The organism is Candidatus Puniceispirillum marinum IMCC1322 (assembly GCF_000024465.1).
GTDB lineage: Bacteria > Pseudomonadota > Alphaproteobacteria > Puniceispirillales > Puniceispirillaceae > Puniceispirillum > Puniceispirillum marinum.
In genome coordinates this window covers 229,283-246,172 of record NC_014010.1, presented here as the reverse complement: position 1 = coordinate 246,172, position 16,890 = coordinate 229,283, and the positions used below count along the sequence as shown (strand labels likewise).

Annotated in this window: 14 protein-coding genes; 4 read left to right on the top strand and 10 right to left on the bottom strand. The window is 48.7% G+C overall.

Going from position 1 to position 16,890, the window contains the following annotated elements:
• Positions 1-41: 41 nt before the first annotated feature.
• On the bottom strand, positions 42-680 hold the full coding sequence (locus SAR116_RS01190) for a glutathione S-transferase N-terminal domain-containing protein (protein WP_013045103.1): 639 nt from the start codon (positions 678-680) through the stop codon (positions 42-44).
• Between the two features lie 41 nt (positions 681-721).
• Complete coding sequence (locus SAR116_RS01185) at positions 722-1,228, bottom strand: HugZ family pyridoxamine 5'-phosphate oxidase (RefSeq protein ID WP_013045102.1); 507 nt, start codon at positions 1,226-1,228, stop codon at positions 722-724.
• Between the two features lie 119 nt (positions 1,229-1,347).
• Between SAR116_RS01185 and SAR116_RS01180 the strand changes: the two genes are divergently transcribed.
• Positions 1,348-2,001, top strand: coding sequence for a DsbA family oxidoreductase (locus tag SAR116_RS01180; protein ID WP_013045101.1), 654 nt, complete (start codon positions 1,348-1,350; stop codon positions 1,999-2,001).
• Positions 2,002-2,016: 15 nt separating this feature from the next.
• On the opposite strand, the gene mfd is transcribed toward SAR116_RS01180, so the two are convergent.
• Positions 2,017-5,493 (bottom strand): transcription-repair coupling factor, encoded by a 3,477-nt coding sequence (gene mfd, locus SAR116_RS01175; RefSeq protein WP_013045100.1) that lies wholly within the window; start codon positions 5,491-5,493, stop codon positions 2,017-2,019.
• Between the two features lie 7 nt (positions 5,494-5,500).
• Positions 5,501-5,764: a succinate dehydrogenase assembly factor 2 gene (locus tag SAR116_RS01170; protein ID WP_013045099.1), complete on the bottom strand. Its 264-nt coding sequence runs from the start codon at positions 5,762-5,764 to the stop codon at positions 5,501-5,503.
• A gap of 242 nt (positions 5,765-6,006) precedes the next feature.
• Here SAR116_RS01170 and recG point away from each other — a divergent pair, with 242 nt between their 5' ends.
• Positions 6,007-8,097, top strand: coding sequence for an ATP-dependent DNA helicase RecG (recG, locus tag SAR116_RS01165; RefSeq protein ID WP_013045098.1), 2,091 nt, complete (start codon positions 6,007-6,009; stop codon positions 8,095-8,097).
• Between the two features lie 76 nt (positions 8,098-8,173).
• On the opposite strand, the gene SAR116_RS01160 is transcribed toward recG, so the two are convergent.
• Positions 8,174-8,977, bottom strand: a complete 804-nt coding sequence (locus SAR116_RS01160) for a DUF502 domain-containing protein (RefSeq protein ID WP_013045097.1) — start codon at positions 8,975-8,977, stop codon at positions 8,174-8,176.
• Between the two features lie 189 nt (positions 8,978-9,166).
• Here SAR116_RS01160 and mazG point away from each other — a divergent pair, with 189 nt between their 5' ends.
• Together mazG and SAR116_RS01150 are read left to right on the top strand one after the other, a co-directional pair.
• Positions 9,167-9,997 carry a nucleoside triphosphate pyrophosphohydrolase gene (mazG, locus tag SAR116_RS01155; RefSeq protein WP_013045096.1) on the top strand — a complete coding sequence of 277 codons (831 nt, stop codon included), beginning with the start codon at positions 9,167-9,169 and terminating at the stop codon, positions 9,995-9,997.
• 2 nt (positions 9,998-9,999) lie between these two features.
• Positions 10,000-10,608 carry a LysE family translocator gene (locus tag SAR116_RS01150; RefSeq protein WP_013045095.1) on the top strand — a complete coding sequence of 203 codons (609 nt, stop codon included), beginning with the start codon at positions 10,000-10,002 and terminating at the stop codon, positions 10,606-10,608.
• A 37-nt stretch (positions 10,609-10,645) separates the two neighbouring features.
• Here the strand turns inward: SAR116_RS01150 and SAR116_RS01145 are convergent, their stop codons facing one another.
• From SAR116_RS01145 to SAR116_RS01125, 5 genes are all read right to left on the bottom strand, one after another.
• Positions 10,646-11,470, bottom strand: coding sequence for an inositol monophosphatase family protein (locus SAR116_RS01145; protein WP_013045094.1), 825 nt, complete (start codon positions 11,468-11,470; stop codon positions 10,646-10,648).
• Between the two features lie 41 nt (positions 11,471-11,511).
• Positions 11,512-11,775, bottom strand: coding sequence for an RNA chaperone Hfq (gene hfq, locus SAR116_RS01140; protein WP_013045093.1), 264 nt, complete (start codon positions 11,773-11,775; stop codon positions 11,512-11,514).
• A 104-nt stretch (positions 11,776-11,879) separates the two neighbouring features.
• Positions 11,880-13,259, bottom strand: a complete 1,380-nt coding sequence (gene trkA, locus SAR116_RS01135) for a Trk system potassium transporter TrkA (RefSeq protein ID WP_013045092.1) — start codon at positions 13,257-13,259, stop codon at positions 11,880-11,882.
• Entirely contained in the window at positions 13,256-14,692 is a 1,437-nt protein-coding gene (gene ntrX / locus SAR116_RS01130) for a nitrogen assimilation response regulator NtrX (protein WP_013045091.1), read from the bottom strand. The genes trkA and ntrX overlap by 4 nt, the downstream gene beginning before the upstream one ends.
• Positions 14,693-14,694: 2 nt before the next feature.
• Positions 14,695-16,884 carry a sensor histidine kinase NtrY-like gene (locus SAR116_RS01125; protein WP_013045090.1) on the bottom strand — a complete coding sequence of 730 codons (2,190 nt, stop codon included), beginning with the start codon at positions 16,882-16,884 and terminating at the stop codon, positions 14,695-14,697.
• Between the last annotated feature and the right edge of the window lie 6 nt (positions 16,885-16,890).

Here is a 16,890-nt window from a genome sequence, read left to right as displayed (position 1 = left end):
ATGGCATATCAAATTCGCTTAGCATCTAATTAGATGCACTGTTATGGAAAATCTACACCTTGTTCACCCTCGTGCCATGGAGAATATTTTTTCATCACCCTTTCAAAGCGCGACGAGGTTAAAAAGGTTTGCAGCCATTTATGTAAAGCTAGCCAGTTCTGTTTATCAAACCACATACTATCAGCAATACGAAACTGCCGAATGAATGGCAGACATGCAAAATCAAGCACCCCAAGCCTGTCCCCCGACAATGCGGGTTTCTGCGCCAAAATATTATCAAGCTCAGCGATAAACACAACGCCAGCATCACGATGTTTGAGTGCCGCATCCGCGTCATAGCGGCTTGCATATTTATAGCGGTCAAGATTGGTCTTAAATGCACCATCTAGACGATCAAGAAACGCGGTGACATAAGCCGGATTCTGCCGCCAGATATCCAGCCAGCCCTCAGGATCATTGCGTTTCAATGCCCAGAACATGATATCACGGCTTTCTTCAATGATTTTTCCCTCATCACATTGCAGAACAGGCACCGTCGCCTTTGGCGATACCGCAATAAATCTATCAGGCTTATCGCGCAACAGAATTTCACGAAGCTCTACTTGTTGCTGGCTAGCATCAATAGCAAGGCGCGCCCGCATCGCATAGGGACATCGTCTAAAACTCCAGAGAATAGGCATCCTCATATCCTTTGCTCTATTCCGGTCATGCAGTTTGCCTGTCATGCGCTTCTTAAATGCGACACAATTTCAAAATCAGGCCCTTTTACCTCAAAGGCTTTGGCGAAACCAAGCACCAGAACGCCTGAAACCGGTTTCAGTCTTAGCATATGAAAATCGGCAAAGTCACGGATCAAGCCCATGGTCGGACCAAACGCACTTTCAAACTTATCACACAGCAAGGGAAAGTCAGCATCATCACGGGCAATCTCATTTATGCCCGCAGTGAATTTCAGCCGGTGCCGTGCCCAGATATTCTGTGTATCACATTCATCTTGGCATAACATGAAATGCGCCTTTTTTGTTTCAAGTAAGACACGAGTATGTTTTGATAAATGACTAGAATATATGTATAAAGATTCATCATGATTTATAAAAGGCGCCGTACCAATTTCAGGTATCTCATTTGCTAAAGCCGTTGTGACAATCAGGCTTTTACACGCTAGAAGACGATCTATATCACGAGCAATACTGACGTGATCAATATCTTTTGAGTCATTTTTATCCATTATCGCCTCATTCGCGCTACGAATTTAACTTGCCGTGAAAGACCGTCGCATTTTACCATCTTGGAGATTGGATTTCCATGTATCCTTGAATTTTCAAAAGCAATTATAGGCCATTATTAATGACTGAAATGACCAATATGACCACTATGTACGACAAGACTATACAGGTCGATGTTGAAATATATGCCGACATTGTGTGCCCTTGGTGCTTTATAGGCAAACGACGTCTTGACGCTGCCTTTGCTAGACGGCCACATATAACCCCGCGATATATCTGGAGATGTTTTCTGCTCAATCCTAATATGCCTGTCGATGGCATGAATCGTCAGGCCTATCTTCATGCGAAATTTGGTGATTCAGCTCATGCAGTCTATGGTCGTATTGCCGAAGCCGGACTTGATACAGGTATCAACTTCAACTTCGATGCAATCGACAAAACACCCAATAGTCGACACGCCCATAAATTGCTTTTAGCAGCAGGGTCAGACAGTCAAAGCCTCAGTGAACGTCTATATTCTGCCTATTTTATCGAAGGGCTGGATATCGGTGATAACGATGTTCTCGATAGGATAGCGACCGAATCTGGACATGCTGAACTTATCGAAGCACGGCACGATATAAGCTTTGAGCACCAACTAGATCATGATCTGGCTATGGCACGAAGGCTGAATATGGATGGTGTGCCTTACTTTGTTTTTGGCGGTTCATACGCCGTTGCTGGTGCCCATGAAGCTGATCATCTGCTACCGGCGATTGATGCCGCTGCCAGCTAGCCGAATAGTCATGATTTATACAAGCGCAACGAGCTCTTGCACAATCCCTTTACATACTGGCGCACGTCCAGACGCTTGCGGCAATGTCTGTTTGATAATTAATTTATGATCGCCACGTAACTGTACTCGCCCCTGTTGGGCTGCGATCCAGCCAACAAGCTGCTCTGGATTGGCAAATTGATTGTCACGGAAACCGATTGAAAGCCCTTTTGGCCCTGCATCGATTTTTTCAACATTCGACAATTTGCATAATTGCTTGATCTCGATCACCGCAAACAGATTACGTACTGAGTCCGGCATCGTCCCAAACCGATCAACAAGCTCTGCCAAAATGGCATCAATTTCGGACATATCACTCAACCCGGCAATACGACGATAAAGTGACAGACGCACGGTAAGATCAGGGACATAGGCTTCGGGTATGCGTACTTCCAGCCCAAGGTTAATCTGCGGCGTCCATTCGACTACCGTATCTTCATCGTCTTTTACATCACCTGCTTTTGCGGCATCGACCGCTTGGCGAAGCATTTCCTGATAAAGCTCCACACCAACTTCACGCACATGACCTGACTGCTCATCGCCAAGCAGATTGCCCGCACCACGGATATCCATATCATAAGATGCTAGGGTAAATCCGGCACCCAATGTATCAAGTGTTTGCATCACCTCCAGCCGCCGCCGCGCTTGTGGCGTCAGAATGCGGTTTGGATCCGATGTCAGATAAGCATAAGCACGCTGTCGCCCACGCCCGACACGTCCCCGCAGTTGGTACAATTGCGAAAGCCCAAACATATCAGCCCGATGGATAATCATTGTATTTGCCGATGGAATATCGATACCAGACTCAATGATATTGGTTGAAAGCAGTATATCGGCCTCACCATCGGCGAATTTTGTCATCACATCATCTAGCTCGGCAGCAGGCATCCGCCCATGCGCCGACAATATGCGGGCATCTGGCACAAGTTTGCGCACACGGTCATAGACCCGTTGTAAATCGTCAATTCGCGGACATACGACAAATATCTGACCGCCACGGAACATCTCACGCAGAATGGCTTCCCGCAGTACGACACCATCCCATGGCCCAACAAAGGTTCGTACCGCCAACCTGTCAACTGGTGGTGTCGCGATTAATGACATTTCACGGACACCCGATAACGCCATTTGCAAGGTACGCGGGATAGGCGTTGCAGATAAAGTCAGCACATGTATATCACCGCGCATTTCCTTGAGGCGTTCTTTCTGACCAACGCCAAAATGCTGTTCCTCATCAACAATCAGCAAACCAAGATTGTTGAATGACAGTGATTTAGCCAGCAAAGCATGCGTCCCGATAACGACTTGCACATCACCCGACGCAAGATCCTCTCTGATCTGCTTGGCATCACTTGTTGATGTCATGCGTGACAAAACCCCCAGCTTAAGCGGGAAACCGGCAAAGCGTTCGGTAAATTCCTTGCCATGCTGGCGCGCTAAAAGCGTTGTGGGGGCTACCAATGCAACCTGATACCCTGCCATCGCCACAATAAACGCCGCGCGCAAAGCGACTTCGGTCTTACCAAAACCAACGTCACCGCAGATCAGACGGTCACTTGCCTTACCTGAAGCCAGATCATCAATCACATCTTGAATGGCATTCAATTGGTCATCCGTCTCGACAAAGCTGAAGCGGTCACAAAATTCAGCAAACAGCCCATCAGTAGCCAGCAAGGGCTCGGCCTTGGCCGTGTGCCGCTGGGCAGCAATCTTGATCAGCTGTTCGGCCATAATTCTGACACGGCCCTTGATACGTGCAACGCGCGCCTGCCATGCGGCACCACCAAGCTTATCTAGCTGTGCATCACTACCGCTACCGCCACTACCGCTACCGCCACTACCATAACGTGACAGTAATTCAATATTCTCAACCGGTAGATAAAGCTTATCGCCACCATGATAGACAAGATGCAAACAGTCATGATCGCCGCCTGCACTATTGATGGTAACCAGACCATCATAGCGGCCGATACCATGTTCGGCATGTACCACCAAATCGCCTGTTTCAAGCGCGCTAACCTCGCGAAGGAAGTCATCACCTTTACCACGCTTGGATTGTGGCCTCGATAATCGCTGGCCGAATATATCCGCTTCGGCAATAACCAGTAGCTGATCACTTTGAAAGCCGGCATCAAGTGACCAGATGATGATATAAATGCCGCCTGGCTTTGCTGCATTAAGGCTGTCGATTCGCGTGACATGCCCTGGGCCCATCTGTTCACCAATCAATTCGTCTAGCCGGACAGCCGCGCCTTCACTTGCCGCGGCGATAACAATTGGGCGACGCTGACCGGTCATTTCGGCCTGCATGGCTTCGACAACTTCGACTACCGCACTCTGCCCACGCGCCATAGCGGTGGTAAATGTCAGCCCGGGTCGGCCGCCTGCATCCTGATGCGATCCGCTACCATCGGGGGCGGCAAAGCGTTGCAGACTGCAGACATGTTGTTTTGCCGAAAGCTCTTCCAGCTCATCTGCACCAAGATAAAGCGCCTCACTATCAAGCGGGCGATAGGGGCTGCTTCCATCATCTCCGCTATCAGCGCGCGCCTCATAAAAATCGGCGATCTGCTCAAACCGTACAACACAGGCGGCTTGAGCCTCATGATCCAGAATGATTGGCCAGTCTGGGCAATAATCAGTCAAGCGCACCATCTCAGTATGGAAAAGCGGCAACCAATGTTCGATTCCGGGATGCATTCGTTCTGCCGATACTGACTCATACAACGCATCACGACTGGCAGTGGCGCCAAATGTTGCCAGATAGCTGGTACGAAACCGTTCCACAGTCTGACTATTCAACCTGAATTCAGCGACAGGATGTAAGGTCAAACGATCCGCTTTGCCAATACTGCGCTGGTTCGATGGATCAAAACTACGCATTGTCTCAATGTCATCGCCAAAGAAATCAAGCCTAACTGGATTAGCATGGCCAGGGGGAAACACATCAACAATGCCCCCTCGCACAGCAAATTCACCTGTTTCGCGCACCGTGTCAGTCCGCAGATACGCATTATTGACCAGAAACGTCGCCAAAGCTGATGGCTCGATGGTCTGCCCAACAGTGATATGAAGCGAACTTTCCGCAAAATAACTTTGTGGTGGTACACGTTGCAGAAAGGCATTTACAGTTGTCAGCACGATGGTGTTTGCCGTTAATGCTGCCGGCTCTGACGCCAGTCTTGCCAACGTCTCAATCCGTTGCCCAACCAGCGCACCTTGGGGTGATAAACGATCATAGGGAAGACAGTCCCACGCCGGAAACACCAGAATATCTAATGACGGTGCCAGCCGCGCCAGCGCATCCCGCATCAAAGCCAGCCTGGCATCATCACGTGCCACAAATAGAATCTGCCCCTTGGCTTCGGCAAGTGCAGCGACCGCCAGCATATGCGCACCATCAGGACAGCCCCATAACGAGCTGTTTAATTCAATTTTATTGATGAAATTCATTTGCTTGCTATATTTTTTTAAACTTTTTAATAAGCTGAAAGACACGTGTATTATAGTGCATGGGAACAGGTTCTTTTTCCATTACCCATGCGTAAATAATGGGATCCCCAACCTTGAGCAAGGCTTCGAAATCATCCAGTTCATTATCATTCAAATCTGGCAGATGCACCTTGGCAAAATGCCCCAGCAGCAGATCAGTCTCCTTCATACCGGTATAGCTGGCCTGATAAATCAGACGACGGGCACGATTGGAAAGCTTTTCTGATGTCATTATAAACTCACTTAACTTAGGTTCGGACAGTTTCATTCATCACCGCAATTGCCATAGCATGAAACGCACTAGCACTGCAAAGCCTTGCATGGTTTTTCGAGATGGTAATACGCCGTTGATTGATGCCTATATATGGATGGCATATCTTTTGAAACAAGGCAGAGAATGCGTTAGACTGATAATACCGGACAGAAAGAAAGCGCCGGATAAGCCCGGTTAAGCTCGGTTAAACAAGGAAATTCATGGTGCATCCAAAGCGACCACAGGAACTGTTTCAGCTCTTCGCGGCGACCACGTCCTTGCCGGGTGTCGGCGCTAAGCTTGCCGCCATTCTGGAAAAGCGTGTTGGCAGCTATGTGATTGATGTATTGCGGCATCTGCCTATCGCTATAATTGATCGTAGCCAGAAACCGCCGCTGGATGCTGTAATTGATGGTGCCATTGCGACATTTGACATTATTGTCGTAAAGCATGACAAACCTCCACGGGGCGTCCGTCGGCCATGGCGTGTATTTTGCCAGAATGACACAGGATCGATAGAGCTGGTTTTTTTTCATGCGCGGGATGATTATATCCAACGGCTTCTTCCAGTTGGCGAGCGCCGCATTATCAGTGGCCGCACCGAAATTTTTAATAACCGTGTGCAGATGGCGCATCCCGATTATGTGGTTAAACCAGATGAAATGGCTAGCATGCCCGAAATTGAGCCAGTTTACCCACTCACCGCTGGCCTGACACCAAAGGTTCTGCGTCGCGCTATCACCGCGGCATTGGCCACGATACCCACTTTGCCCGAATGGATCCCGCCTTCAATCATGGCCACAAATAACTGGCCAGACTTTGCCAGCGCCATGCGCACTGTTCATGCACCCCAAAATGAAGCCGATTTACTGCCAAACAACCCCGCCCGCGCGCGGCTGGCATTTGACGAGTTGCTGGCCAATCAAATCGCGCTCAACATGGTGCGCCAACAAGCTGCCGATACGGTGCCAGGTCGTATCTTTGCTGGCACAGGCACGCTTACTAGGGCTCTTATGGATAACCTGCCTTTTGCCTTAACCAAGGCCCAGACAAATGCGATTGCGGAAATTAAATCTGATCAGGAATCTGGCAAACGCATGTTACGCATGCTTCAAGGTGATGTTGGCTCTGGTAAAACGCTCGTTGCGCTGGCGGCAATGCTGCATGTCGTTGAAAGCGGAGCACAAGCGGCCTTGCTGGTACCGACCGAAGTGTTGGCGCGCCAGCATTATCAAAGTCTGAATAAGATGCTTGCGCCCATCGGCAAAAGTGCCAGCCTGTTACTGGGTCAGGGGCGTACCGGATCAGGCCGCAAAGACACGCTATCTGGGCTTGCTGACGGCACTATTGATATTGTTGTCGGTACACATGCGCTTTTATCCGAGAATGTTGCTTTTGCCGATCTTGGGCTCGCCGTGGTTGATGAACAGCATCGCTTTGGCGTTCGCCAGCGTCTTATTCTTGGGCAAAAGGGAAATGGCGTCGATGTCCTCGTTATGACCGCCACGCCAATCCCACGCAGCCTGGCCATGACAGCCTATGGCGACCTTGAGCAATCGAGGCTGAATGAAAAACCAGCTGGTCGCCTCGCCATTGACACACGGGTAATGCCTAATGACCGTCTTGATCAGGTGATTGATGGCATTAGACGCGCCCTTGATGCCGGAAAACGCGCCTACTGGATTTGCCCACTTGTCGAAGAATCCGACAAACTCGATATCGCCGCCGCCGAAGACCGTTTTGCCAGCCTTGTTCGCGCTTTACCTGCACACAAGGTTGCCCTTGCACATGGAAAAATGAAAGCCCCCGAGCGCGACGAGGCCATGCAGGCATTTCGTGATGGAAGCGCGCAACTTCTGGTGGCGACAACCGTCGTCGAAGTTGGCGTTGATGTGCCTGAAGCCAGTATCATGATCATTGAACATGCCGAACGCTTTGGCCTTGCCCAACTCCATCAGCTTCGTGGTCGTGTGGGACGGGGCGCAGATAAATCAAGCTGTATTCTGGTTTATGCCCCCCCGATCAGCGATACATCAAAAACAAGGCTGACGGTCATGCGTGATACCGAAGACGGCTTTGTGATTGCAGAAGAAGACTTAAAATTACGCGGTCCTGGTGAATTTCTGGGGCAACGTCAATCTGGCGTCCCCGAATTCATCCTTGCTGATCTTGGCGCTCATGCTGATCTGCTTTCACTAGCCCGAACCGAAGCGCGCCGCATGGCCACTGATGGCACCGCTTTGACCTATAGCGATATGTTACTAAGCCTGTTTGAACGTGATAGCGCTGTTCGCTATCTTGCCGCAGGATAGGGTTGGCACCACAATCAGCCACCCAATCAAATGCAGCAATCAAACATAAGCCATCATCAAGCTATAATGTCGCGTTTTAACGGTTCTTGGGCGCGGCTTTCTTGGGCGCGGCTTTCTTGGTCACGGCTTTCTTGGTCACGGCTTTCTTGGGTGTGGTTTTCTTGGTCACGGCTTTAGCTGTGGTTTTTTTAACCGCCACTTTCGCAGAGCCAGTCTTTTTCATGCTTGCCTTTTTAGGTGCGGCTTTTGTAGACGCCGCTTTCTCGGCTATTGGCTTGCCACCACTGCGGTCAGGCGGTGTCACAATGCCTCCAGACACCACCATCTTGACAGCTTCTTCAACTTCCATCTCCAGAAATATGACTTCCTTTTTAGGACAGAACAGCAAAAACCCTGATGTTGGGTTAGGTGTTGTCGGGATAAAGACATTGACCATATCATGATCAATCAACGTATCGACCTCACCTTTGGTATTGCCCGTAACAAACCCGATAACCCACAACTCCTTACGTGGATATTCAACCAGCACAACTTCGCGAAACGCGTCTGATTGGGCTGAAACAACCGTTTCCAGTATCTGTTTAGTTGCCCCGTAAATGGATCGTACAACCGGCATACGGTTCAACAGTGATTCGCCAAAACTAATTAGCCAGCGCCCCATGAAGCCGGCAGCCAACGCGCCAATAACTGTGATCAGCGCGACCCCGATCAACAATCCAATACCTGGAATCTCGCTATAGGCTGTCTCGGCAAAATGCGGCAGTAAATTAGCCACTTGTCCATCAATGATCTCAATTGCTGACCAGGTAATGTAAATCGTCAGCAAAACTGGCGCTGTAACAACCAGCCCAGTGAAAAACCATGATCTAATGCGCCCCATCTTAATCCCCTATTTGATCTATATAAACAGCTTCAAGACGTGTTCACACAGTAATATATTTAATAAATTACGACCTTCAGAAACATCATTGCTATATAAAAAACAACTTTAAAACATAAAAATATTACAAAGTGCTTACAATTTGTTATTCAGCTTGGTCAGACTGCTAACGACTGTTACGATGGCTACATGTCTAAAGCAAGCACCGAATTTGAACATCTCGTAAAAATCATGGCTCGTCTGCGCAATCCTGAAAACGGATGTCCGTGGGATGTGAAACAGACTTTCGAAACCATTGCCCCTTATACGATCGAAGAAGCTTATGAAGTGGCGGATGCTATACATAACGGTACGCGCGAAGATATCCGCGACGAGTTAGGCGATTTATTACTACAGGTTGTTTTTCACGCTCGCATAGCCGAGGAAGAAGGTTGCTTTAACGTGGCAGATGTTGCCCGCAGCGTCAGCGATAAAATGATTAGTCGTCACCCTCATGTCTTTGGTGATGAGACAAAATCTGACAGCCCTCCTGCACAAGCGCAATCACATGATGCAGAGAGGCAAAAAATAAACTGGGAAGATATTAAAGCTACCGAGCGTGCGCAGAAAGGCAAAAACGGTGTGCTTGACGATGTGGCTGTCGGACTACCGCCAATGTTACGCGCCCTCAAGCTACAAAAACGTGCCGCCCGTGTTGGCTATGACTGGGATCATATCAATGATGTATTCGCTAAAATGGTTGAGGAGACGGACGAGTTAAAAATTGAGTTAGCTGCAGACGAACCAGATCATGATGCTATCAAAGATGAAATTGGCGATATTCTGTTTGTTGCTATAAATCTTGCTCGCAAAGCCGGTGTTGATCCCGAAACGGCCTTAATGGGGTGCAATAAAAAATTTGAGCGTCGCTTTAGGTATATAGAAGAACAAGTTGACAAAAATGGGAAAAATATCAACACTATACCTTTAGGTGAGATGGAATCATTTTGGCAAGATGCCAAAAAAAGTGAGACAAAATAAAGATGACTACCGCCCAACTCATTGCCTTTAACATTGCCCTTTTGGTAGCACTTGCCAGTCCGGGTCCGGCATTTTTGGTGTCTGTGCGCACCACCTTAACCGCTGGCACCAGATCGGGAATCATGCTTGGTTTTGGACTTGGGCTGACCGCAGCATTTTGGACATTGCTGGCATTGCTTGGGCTGGAAAGTATTTTCTTTCTGGTGCCATGGGCTTATACAACGGCGAAGATTTGTGGAGCCCTATATCTTTTCTATATCGCGCTGATCACATGGCGACATGCCACGTCTCCTATTCAAAACAATGCCCGAACGCTTATCAATGCCTTCAGAGATGGTGTCCTGATCAACCTGTCGAACCCAAAATCAGTTCTGTTTGCCGCTGCCATACTGATTGTCATTTTTCCAGCAAATATGGCAGCTTGGGAGATAGGGTTTATTGTTATAAATCACCTGGCTATAGAAGTTACTTTTTATACGATCCTTGCTTACGTGATGAGCACCCAAACCATTCGAACAAGTTATTTGCGGGCTAAAATATATCTTGATCGAGGTGCCAGCGTCATTCTCGTGTCACTTGGTCTTAGCCTCTTATTCCAGAAAAACGACTAGTCATAATGGTGTGCTTGCAACCGATGATGTCTTACAGCTATTCGCCACGCCATATTTCACGATTAAGCTGATCCCAAATGGTTTTGGACGCGGCCACCATAAAAGCTTCGTTATAGGCGGCGTTAAACGGTCGCCCATCAACCGACATGCCTGCATGTGCGCCTGCCTCACGGCATAAGAGATCAACCGGGGCATGATCCCATGGCGTACAAGTCCCGTGCATAATGAAATGGATATCACCACCGGCAAGTTTCATCGCCAACACCCCAGCGCACCTTAAAGAAATCCGGTTTTCAAAGTGCTTCAACCGGTCAATAAATTCACCTCGAAATGGTTGTTTAAGAAATTTGGTACTTCCCTCACCTACAAGTTGCTCAATATCAGGAAGCGTGTCACTGACCGAAAGGCGGACTATATCACGACCATCGATCCTGAAAGCGCCAGCGCCAGCCTTTGCATAATACAGCACCTCCTTCAACGGGTGCCACAGCCATGTTTGCTGAGGGATACCATCTTCCAATAAAGCAACCATCATACAGAAATGGTCTTTGCCATGAACAAAATTATGGGTGCCATCAACCGGATCAACTGTCCAGACGGTGCCGCGACCGGCCTGATCACGTAGTGCTGGGCTTTTGGCGACAGCTTCTTCACCTACACATACCCCTTGTTTCAAGGCAAGCAGACGGGGGGTCAGCCATTCTTCGGCTTCACGGTCTGCTACCGTAACCAGATCATCGGGTCCGGACTTGGTATCTATCTGCCCAGCCACAAGATTCCGGTAACGCGGAAGCACAAGTTCGGCGGTAGCCTGTTGCATCAATTGGGCAACCTGCTGGGCAAAACTATCAAAAACGGTCATTAAAAAACTCTTTATGGGTTAGAAGATACCAAAGGTCTGACTCAGCCTTGATCGGGGGTAGTCTCATCCGTATCTTCAAAACCCTGAAGATGAACAGGAACAGATGGCATGATCGTTGAAATGGCATGTTTATAAACCAGCTGAACATGTTGATCACGCTTAAGCAGAATTGAAAAATTGTCAAACCAGGTGATAACACCCTGAAGCTTAACTCCGCTAACCAGAAAAACGGTTACCGGTGAATGTGATTTACGGATGTTGTTGAGAAACACTTCCTGAAGATTTCGGCTCTTATCTGCGGCCATTTTTCCCTCCCTTTTTTTTCAACTTACCCTCTTGGGCATGACTTCACAATGCCATGTCACGCGATAACCGGCATTTATGTCTAATTTTTGGAGGTAAAATGTGATTAGAAGAAATCTAGCCGCACGGATAGCATCTTTTCAACCTGAACGATCTTTCCACGTTCGGCAAAGATAATCACCGTATCACCAGCCTCGATCACACTATCACCGCGGGCGGCAATAACTTGTTCATCCCTTACAATACCACCGATTGAAATGCCCTTTGGTATTTTGGCTGTCCGCAAAGGCTTGCCGACCAGCAAAGATGAGGGCAAGGCCTCGGCTTCAAGCACTTCACCAAGATCTTCAATAATCGGGTGCACATCACGGATACGGCCACGGCGCACATGCTCGAGAATTGACGAAACTGTAATTTGTGATGGATTAATCACCGCATCGACACCCAGAGTCCCCACCAGCGGAATAAAGCCAGGCATATTCACCAATGCCACCGCATGTTTGGCTCCCGTGCGCTTGGCCAACAATGCCGACAAGATATTGACCTCGTCATCTTCAGTCACTGACACAAAGGTCTCGGTTGTATGTACACCGGCTTCTTTAAGGATCGACTCATCAAGGGCGTCACCATGAATAATGCCCGTGCCTTGTAATTCTTCGGCAAGTTCACGCGCCCTGTTATTATCCATTTCGATAAGTTGCACCTGTGTATTTGAAAAATTGGTTGCAATCTCGCGCGCCAGCATCAAACCAATATTACCACCACCCGCAATCACCACAGATCTGGCCTCGGGTTCTTCATGCCCAAAGGCAGCCATCGCCCGATCAAGATGTGCACTGTCACAGACAAAATAAATACGATCACCGGCATGCATTTCTTCAACGCCACGTCGGGGCAGAATCACGGCATTATCCCGAATGATACACAATACTGTCATGGCAAGGTCTGGAAACAGATTGGTCAGATGCCGCAAGGGCGTATCACGAACTGGACTATCCTCGGTACACACCACCCCTACCAGATTCATTTTGCCATCACATAGATTTTTAATGTCAAAAGCACCTGGTACGCGTAATTGATTGCTGATAGACGCCGATACTTCTGCTTCCGGCGAGATGATATGATCAATTGGCAGATGCGCTGGACTATAGAGGTCGGCATAATTCTCATCGAGATAGGAGCTTCCTCTGATACGGGCGATTTTCACCGGCGTATCGAAAATAGTATGCGCCACCTGGCACGCGACCATATTGACTTCATCAGACTCTGTCACCGCGATCAATAATTCGGCATCACGCATGCCAGCTTCATTCAGTCTTTCCGGATGCGAGGCTACACCAATCACACCAGTCACATCATGCTGGTCAGTAATGCGCTGAATATTTTCGGCGGACGCATCAACAACGGTGACATCATTCTGTTCTTCAGCCAGATGCCCTGCAATAGCGCTTCCCACAAGCCCAGCACCACAAATCACGATTTTCACGAGGTTGCCCCCTTTTCACTGTCTATGGTATGCGCGACAACTGCATGTTCTGCCGCCTCCATATTATCTATGTTCAGCGCTTTCAACTTTCGATGCAATGCAGACCGCTCCATACCGACAAAATTGGCCATTCGCGAAATATTCCCATCAAACCGGCGCAATTGCGTGGCCAGATAAACCCGTTCAAAATCTTCTCGCGCATTCCGCAACGGTAATGAGAACATTTCATCAAGCCCTGACCGCGAACTGCCACGGGGTATATTCTGAATATCTGCCGGAAGCAAGCTTAGCCCTACCGGTTCACGCCGATCAGGCGGTGCCAGAATCAACATGCTTTCGATGGTATTGTGAATTTGCCGCACATTACCAGGCCATTCATAGCCTTGCATAGCCGCCAACACTTCATCGGACAGCTTGATCGGTGCCACGCCAAGACGGTCAGCGATCTTCTTGACAAAATGCTTGGCCATAAGCGGAATATCTTCACGCCGTTCTGATACTGGCGCGACATTTAACGACACCACGCCCAGCCGATAGTAAAGATCCTCACGCAATCGCCCAGCCTGAATTTCAGTAACCAGATCACGGCTTGACGCCGAAATCACCCTGACATCGACAACCACTTCTGCGTTACCACCAACCCGACGGAATCTCTGTTCGGTAACAGCACGAACAATCTTGCCTTGCGTTTCCAGCGGCAAATCACAGATTTCATCAAAATAGAGCGTACCTTCATGGGCTTGCTCGAACAGCCCGACTATACGGCGGCTTGCTTGCATGCTTTCCGACCCAAACAACTCCGCATCGACGCGTTCGGGTGCCAAACGTGCACAATTAGCAACAACAAACCGGCCATCTCGGCGCTGCGACTGGTCATGTATGACCCTTGCCGCCAACTCCTTGCCACTTCCACCTGGTCCATTGATGATCACACGACTTGCCGTTGGGGCAATTTTGCTGATCGCCTGACGTGTTACACGCATCGCCTGCGAGTTACCAATCAGTTCGGGCGCCATATCTTCACTGATGCGGGTTCGTAATTCGGCATTCTCCTGCGTCAGGCGCGCAGCTTCAAGCGCGCGCTCAACCATCAAAACAAGACGGTTTTCTTTAAATGGCTTTTCGATGAAGTCATAGGCACCTTGGCGTATCGCCTGAACGGCTGTTTCGATTGTGCCATGCCCCGAAATCATCAAGACCGGCAAATCAGGATAAACCCCCTTTGTCCATTCCAGCAATTGCAGACCATCCATATCAGAATCACGCATCCAGATATCGAGAATGGCCAGCACAGGTGGCCGACTCAACAGAATATTACGCGCTTCATCTGCATTGGCAGCTGTCTTCGACTGATAGCCCTCATCTTCCAGTGTCATGCTGATAAGCGAGCGAATGTCACGTTCATCATCAACAATCAGAATTTCACCAGCCATATCTAACGTCCCAGATTCTTGCCGCCACTTTGGGCATCATTATCACTTGGAAAGGTCAGCACAATAACGGCGCCACCTTGATCATCATTTTTCAGTGCAAGCGTCCCGTTATGATCCTGCACAATTTTTGAGACAATCGCGAGACCTAGCCCGGTTCCCTTCTCGCGTGTTGTCACATAGGGTTCCAGCAAATCATCCAAATTCATATCAGGAAAGCCGGGTCCATTATCTTTGATAACAACTGTAATTTCACCATCACCATAGGTTAGCGATATGTATATTTGCGGTGTGGCAACATTATGTTCGCGCAAACTGTCTTTGGCATTTTGCAGCAAATTGGTAATTGCCTGACGCAACAGACCGGCATCACCCATGATTATGAATGACACATCGTCATCATGTTCATAGCTATAGGACACATCATCGCTGGCGAACAGATCAATCTGACCTTCCACCAATTCATCAAGCTTTACCGGTTCCATCGTCGGTTGCGGCATACGGGCAAATGATGAAAATTCGTCAACCATGCGGCCTATATCGTCAACCTGACGTGAAATAATCGTCACATATTCCTCAAACCGTTCCGCTTCTATGGCATCCTTGGGTTTGAATTTTCGCCGCAATCTATCCGAGGCCAGTTGAATAGGCGTTAATGGATTCTTGATTTCATGCGCGATGCGGCGCGCAATATCAGCCCATGCGGCTTTGCGCTGCGCGGTTAGCAGATCGGTTACATCATCGAATGTTACGACATAACCGATAATCCGGTCATCAACCAGTTCGCTGGCGATACGGGAACGCAAGGTCAAACGACTTGTGGGACGCTCTAAAACCACTTGATCTTCCATAAAACGGCGTCTTTTCTGCCCAACAATCGATAACAGGTGGTTAAATTCTGGCACCAGATTTTCCAGTTTTTTGCCTATCATGTCGACATCGGTCAATCCAAGAAGATTACGAGCCGCCGCATTGGGCAAGTTAATGCGCCCATCTTTATCAAGACCAATCACACCTGACGATACACCACCAAGAACCGCTTCGGTAAATTCACGCCGCCGGTCAATTTGCATATTGGCCTGAACAAGTTGCTGACGGCTTCGCGCCAGTTCATCCAGCATATTATTAAAAGACAGGCCAAGGCGTGATATCTCGTCAATACCGGCACCACCTGGCACACGTTCGCGCAAATCTCCTCCACGTACTTTATCAGCTACATTTATAACCGCCGATAATGGCCCGATAATCGCTGTTGCCAGATTCAGGCCAACCCATAAAGCCGAAATCAATAGCAACAGAACCACGACACCAAACAAAACCGCAAAGCTTAGTTGTAAATCAAATTGCTGAATGCCTAATTGCTGGTAATCAGACGCGGCCAGGCGTGTGCGGTCAACTGCCGCCAGGACATTCTGGTCAATGAATCGTCCCACCAGCAAATAAGCATCAATATAGCTATTCAATTTAACAACGGCGCGTATCTTGTTCGTATCATCGGCACGCAGGACAACGACTTCACCAGCACGGGCTTTCTCAACCCAATCTTCATCAAGATTTGTAAAGGTCACAGCAAAGGCGAAACGTGACTTTGCAATCACCTCACCCGTTCCATCGAGAATGATGGCCTCCGACAAATTACGCAAAGCTGTCTGATTGCTCAGATATTGACCCATGATTTCGTTATTGCCACCAAGCTTGAGCGCTTCTCGGTTAACATCATTTGCGATCGTCAACACATCGCCCGTCACCGATTGGGCATGTTCCTGAAAATAGGAATCGGCAACCTTAACTGACTCGTTGATGGCAACGGAAATTCTGTCAGCAAACCATCCACGCAATGAATAATCGACAACAAATAGCGAAAACAGCGCAATGATGAGAACCGGTAAGGTCGTGATCCCGCCAAATAATACCGCAAGCCGCCAATGTAGTTGATGTCCAGCCACTTGCTGGCGACGGTCGGCCCATAATTGCATAATATGACGAACAACAAAGAAGCTGAGAACCACCAAGGCAACAACATCGATTGAAAGCAACAATTTCAGCGCACGAGGACCTTGAGAAAGGTAATCAACCCGCGAAAGTGTAAAGGCGGTTGCTGCCCCCATGCAAACGGTGAACAAGATTGACATATAGGCAAGACGATTTTCGCTGAACAGACGCCGCCTTATCTGTGATTGTTTATCTGCACTCATCACGTG

Excerpts from the sequence above, each read along its gene's own strand:
- SAR116_RS01190 (WP_013045103.1), bottom strand. The coding sequence starts at position 680 with ATGCCTATTCTCTGGAGTTTTAGACGATGTCCCTATGCGATGCGGGCG.
- SAR116_RS01185 (WP_013045102.1), bottom strand. The coding sequence starts at position 1,228 with ATGGATAAAAATGACTCAAAAGATATTGATCACGTCAGTATTGCTCGT.
- SAR116_RS01180 (WP_013045101.1), top strand. The coding sequence starts at position 1,348 with ATGACTGAAATGACCAATATGACCACTATGTACGACAAGACTATACAG.
- mfd (WP_013045100.1), bottom strand. The coding sequence starts at position 5,493 with ATGAATTTCATCAATAAAATTGAATTAAACAGCTCGTTATGGGGCTGT.
- SAR116_RS01170 (WP_013045099.1), bottom strand. The coding sequence starts at position 5,764 with ATGACATCAGAAAAGCTTTCCAATCGTGCCCGTCGTCTGATTTATCAG.
- recG (WP_013045098.1), top strand. The coding sequence starts at position 6,007 with ATGGTGCATCCAAAGCGACCACAGGAACTGTTTCAGCTCTTCGCGGCG.
- SAR116_RS01160 (WP_013045097.1), bottom strand. The coding sequence starts at position 8,977 with ATGGGGCGCATTAGATCATGGTTTTTCACTGGGCTGGTTGTTACAGCG.
- mazG (WP_013045096.1), top strand. The coding sequence starts at position 9,167 with ATGTCTAAAGCAAGCACCGAATTTGAACATCTCGTAAAAATCATGGCT.
- SAR116_RS01150 (WP_013045095.1), top strand. The coding sequence starts at position 10,000 with ATGACTACCGCCCAACTCATTGCCTTTAACATTGCCCTTTTGGTAGCA.
- SAR116_RS01145 (WP_013045094.1), bottom strand. The coding sequence starts at position 11,470 with ATGACCGTTTTTGATAGTTTTGCCCAGCAGGTTGCCCAATTGATGCAA.
- hfq (WP_013045093.1), bottom strand. The coding sequence starts at position 11,775 with ATGGCCGCAGATAAGAGCCGAAATCTTCAGGAAGTGTTTCTCAACAAC.
- ntrX (WP_013045091.1), bottom strand. The coding sequence starts at position 14,692 with ATGGCTGGTGAAATTCTGATTGTTGATGATGAACGTGACATTCGCTCG.
- SAR116_RS01125 (WP_013045090.1), bottom strand. The coding sequence starts at position 16,884 with ATGAGTGCAGATAAACAATCACAGATAAGGCGGCGTCTGTTCAGCGAA.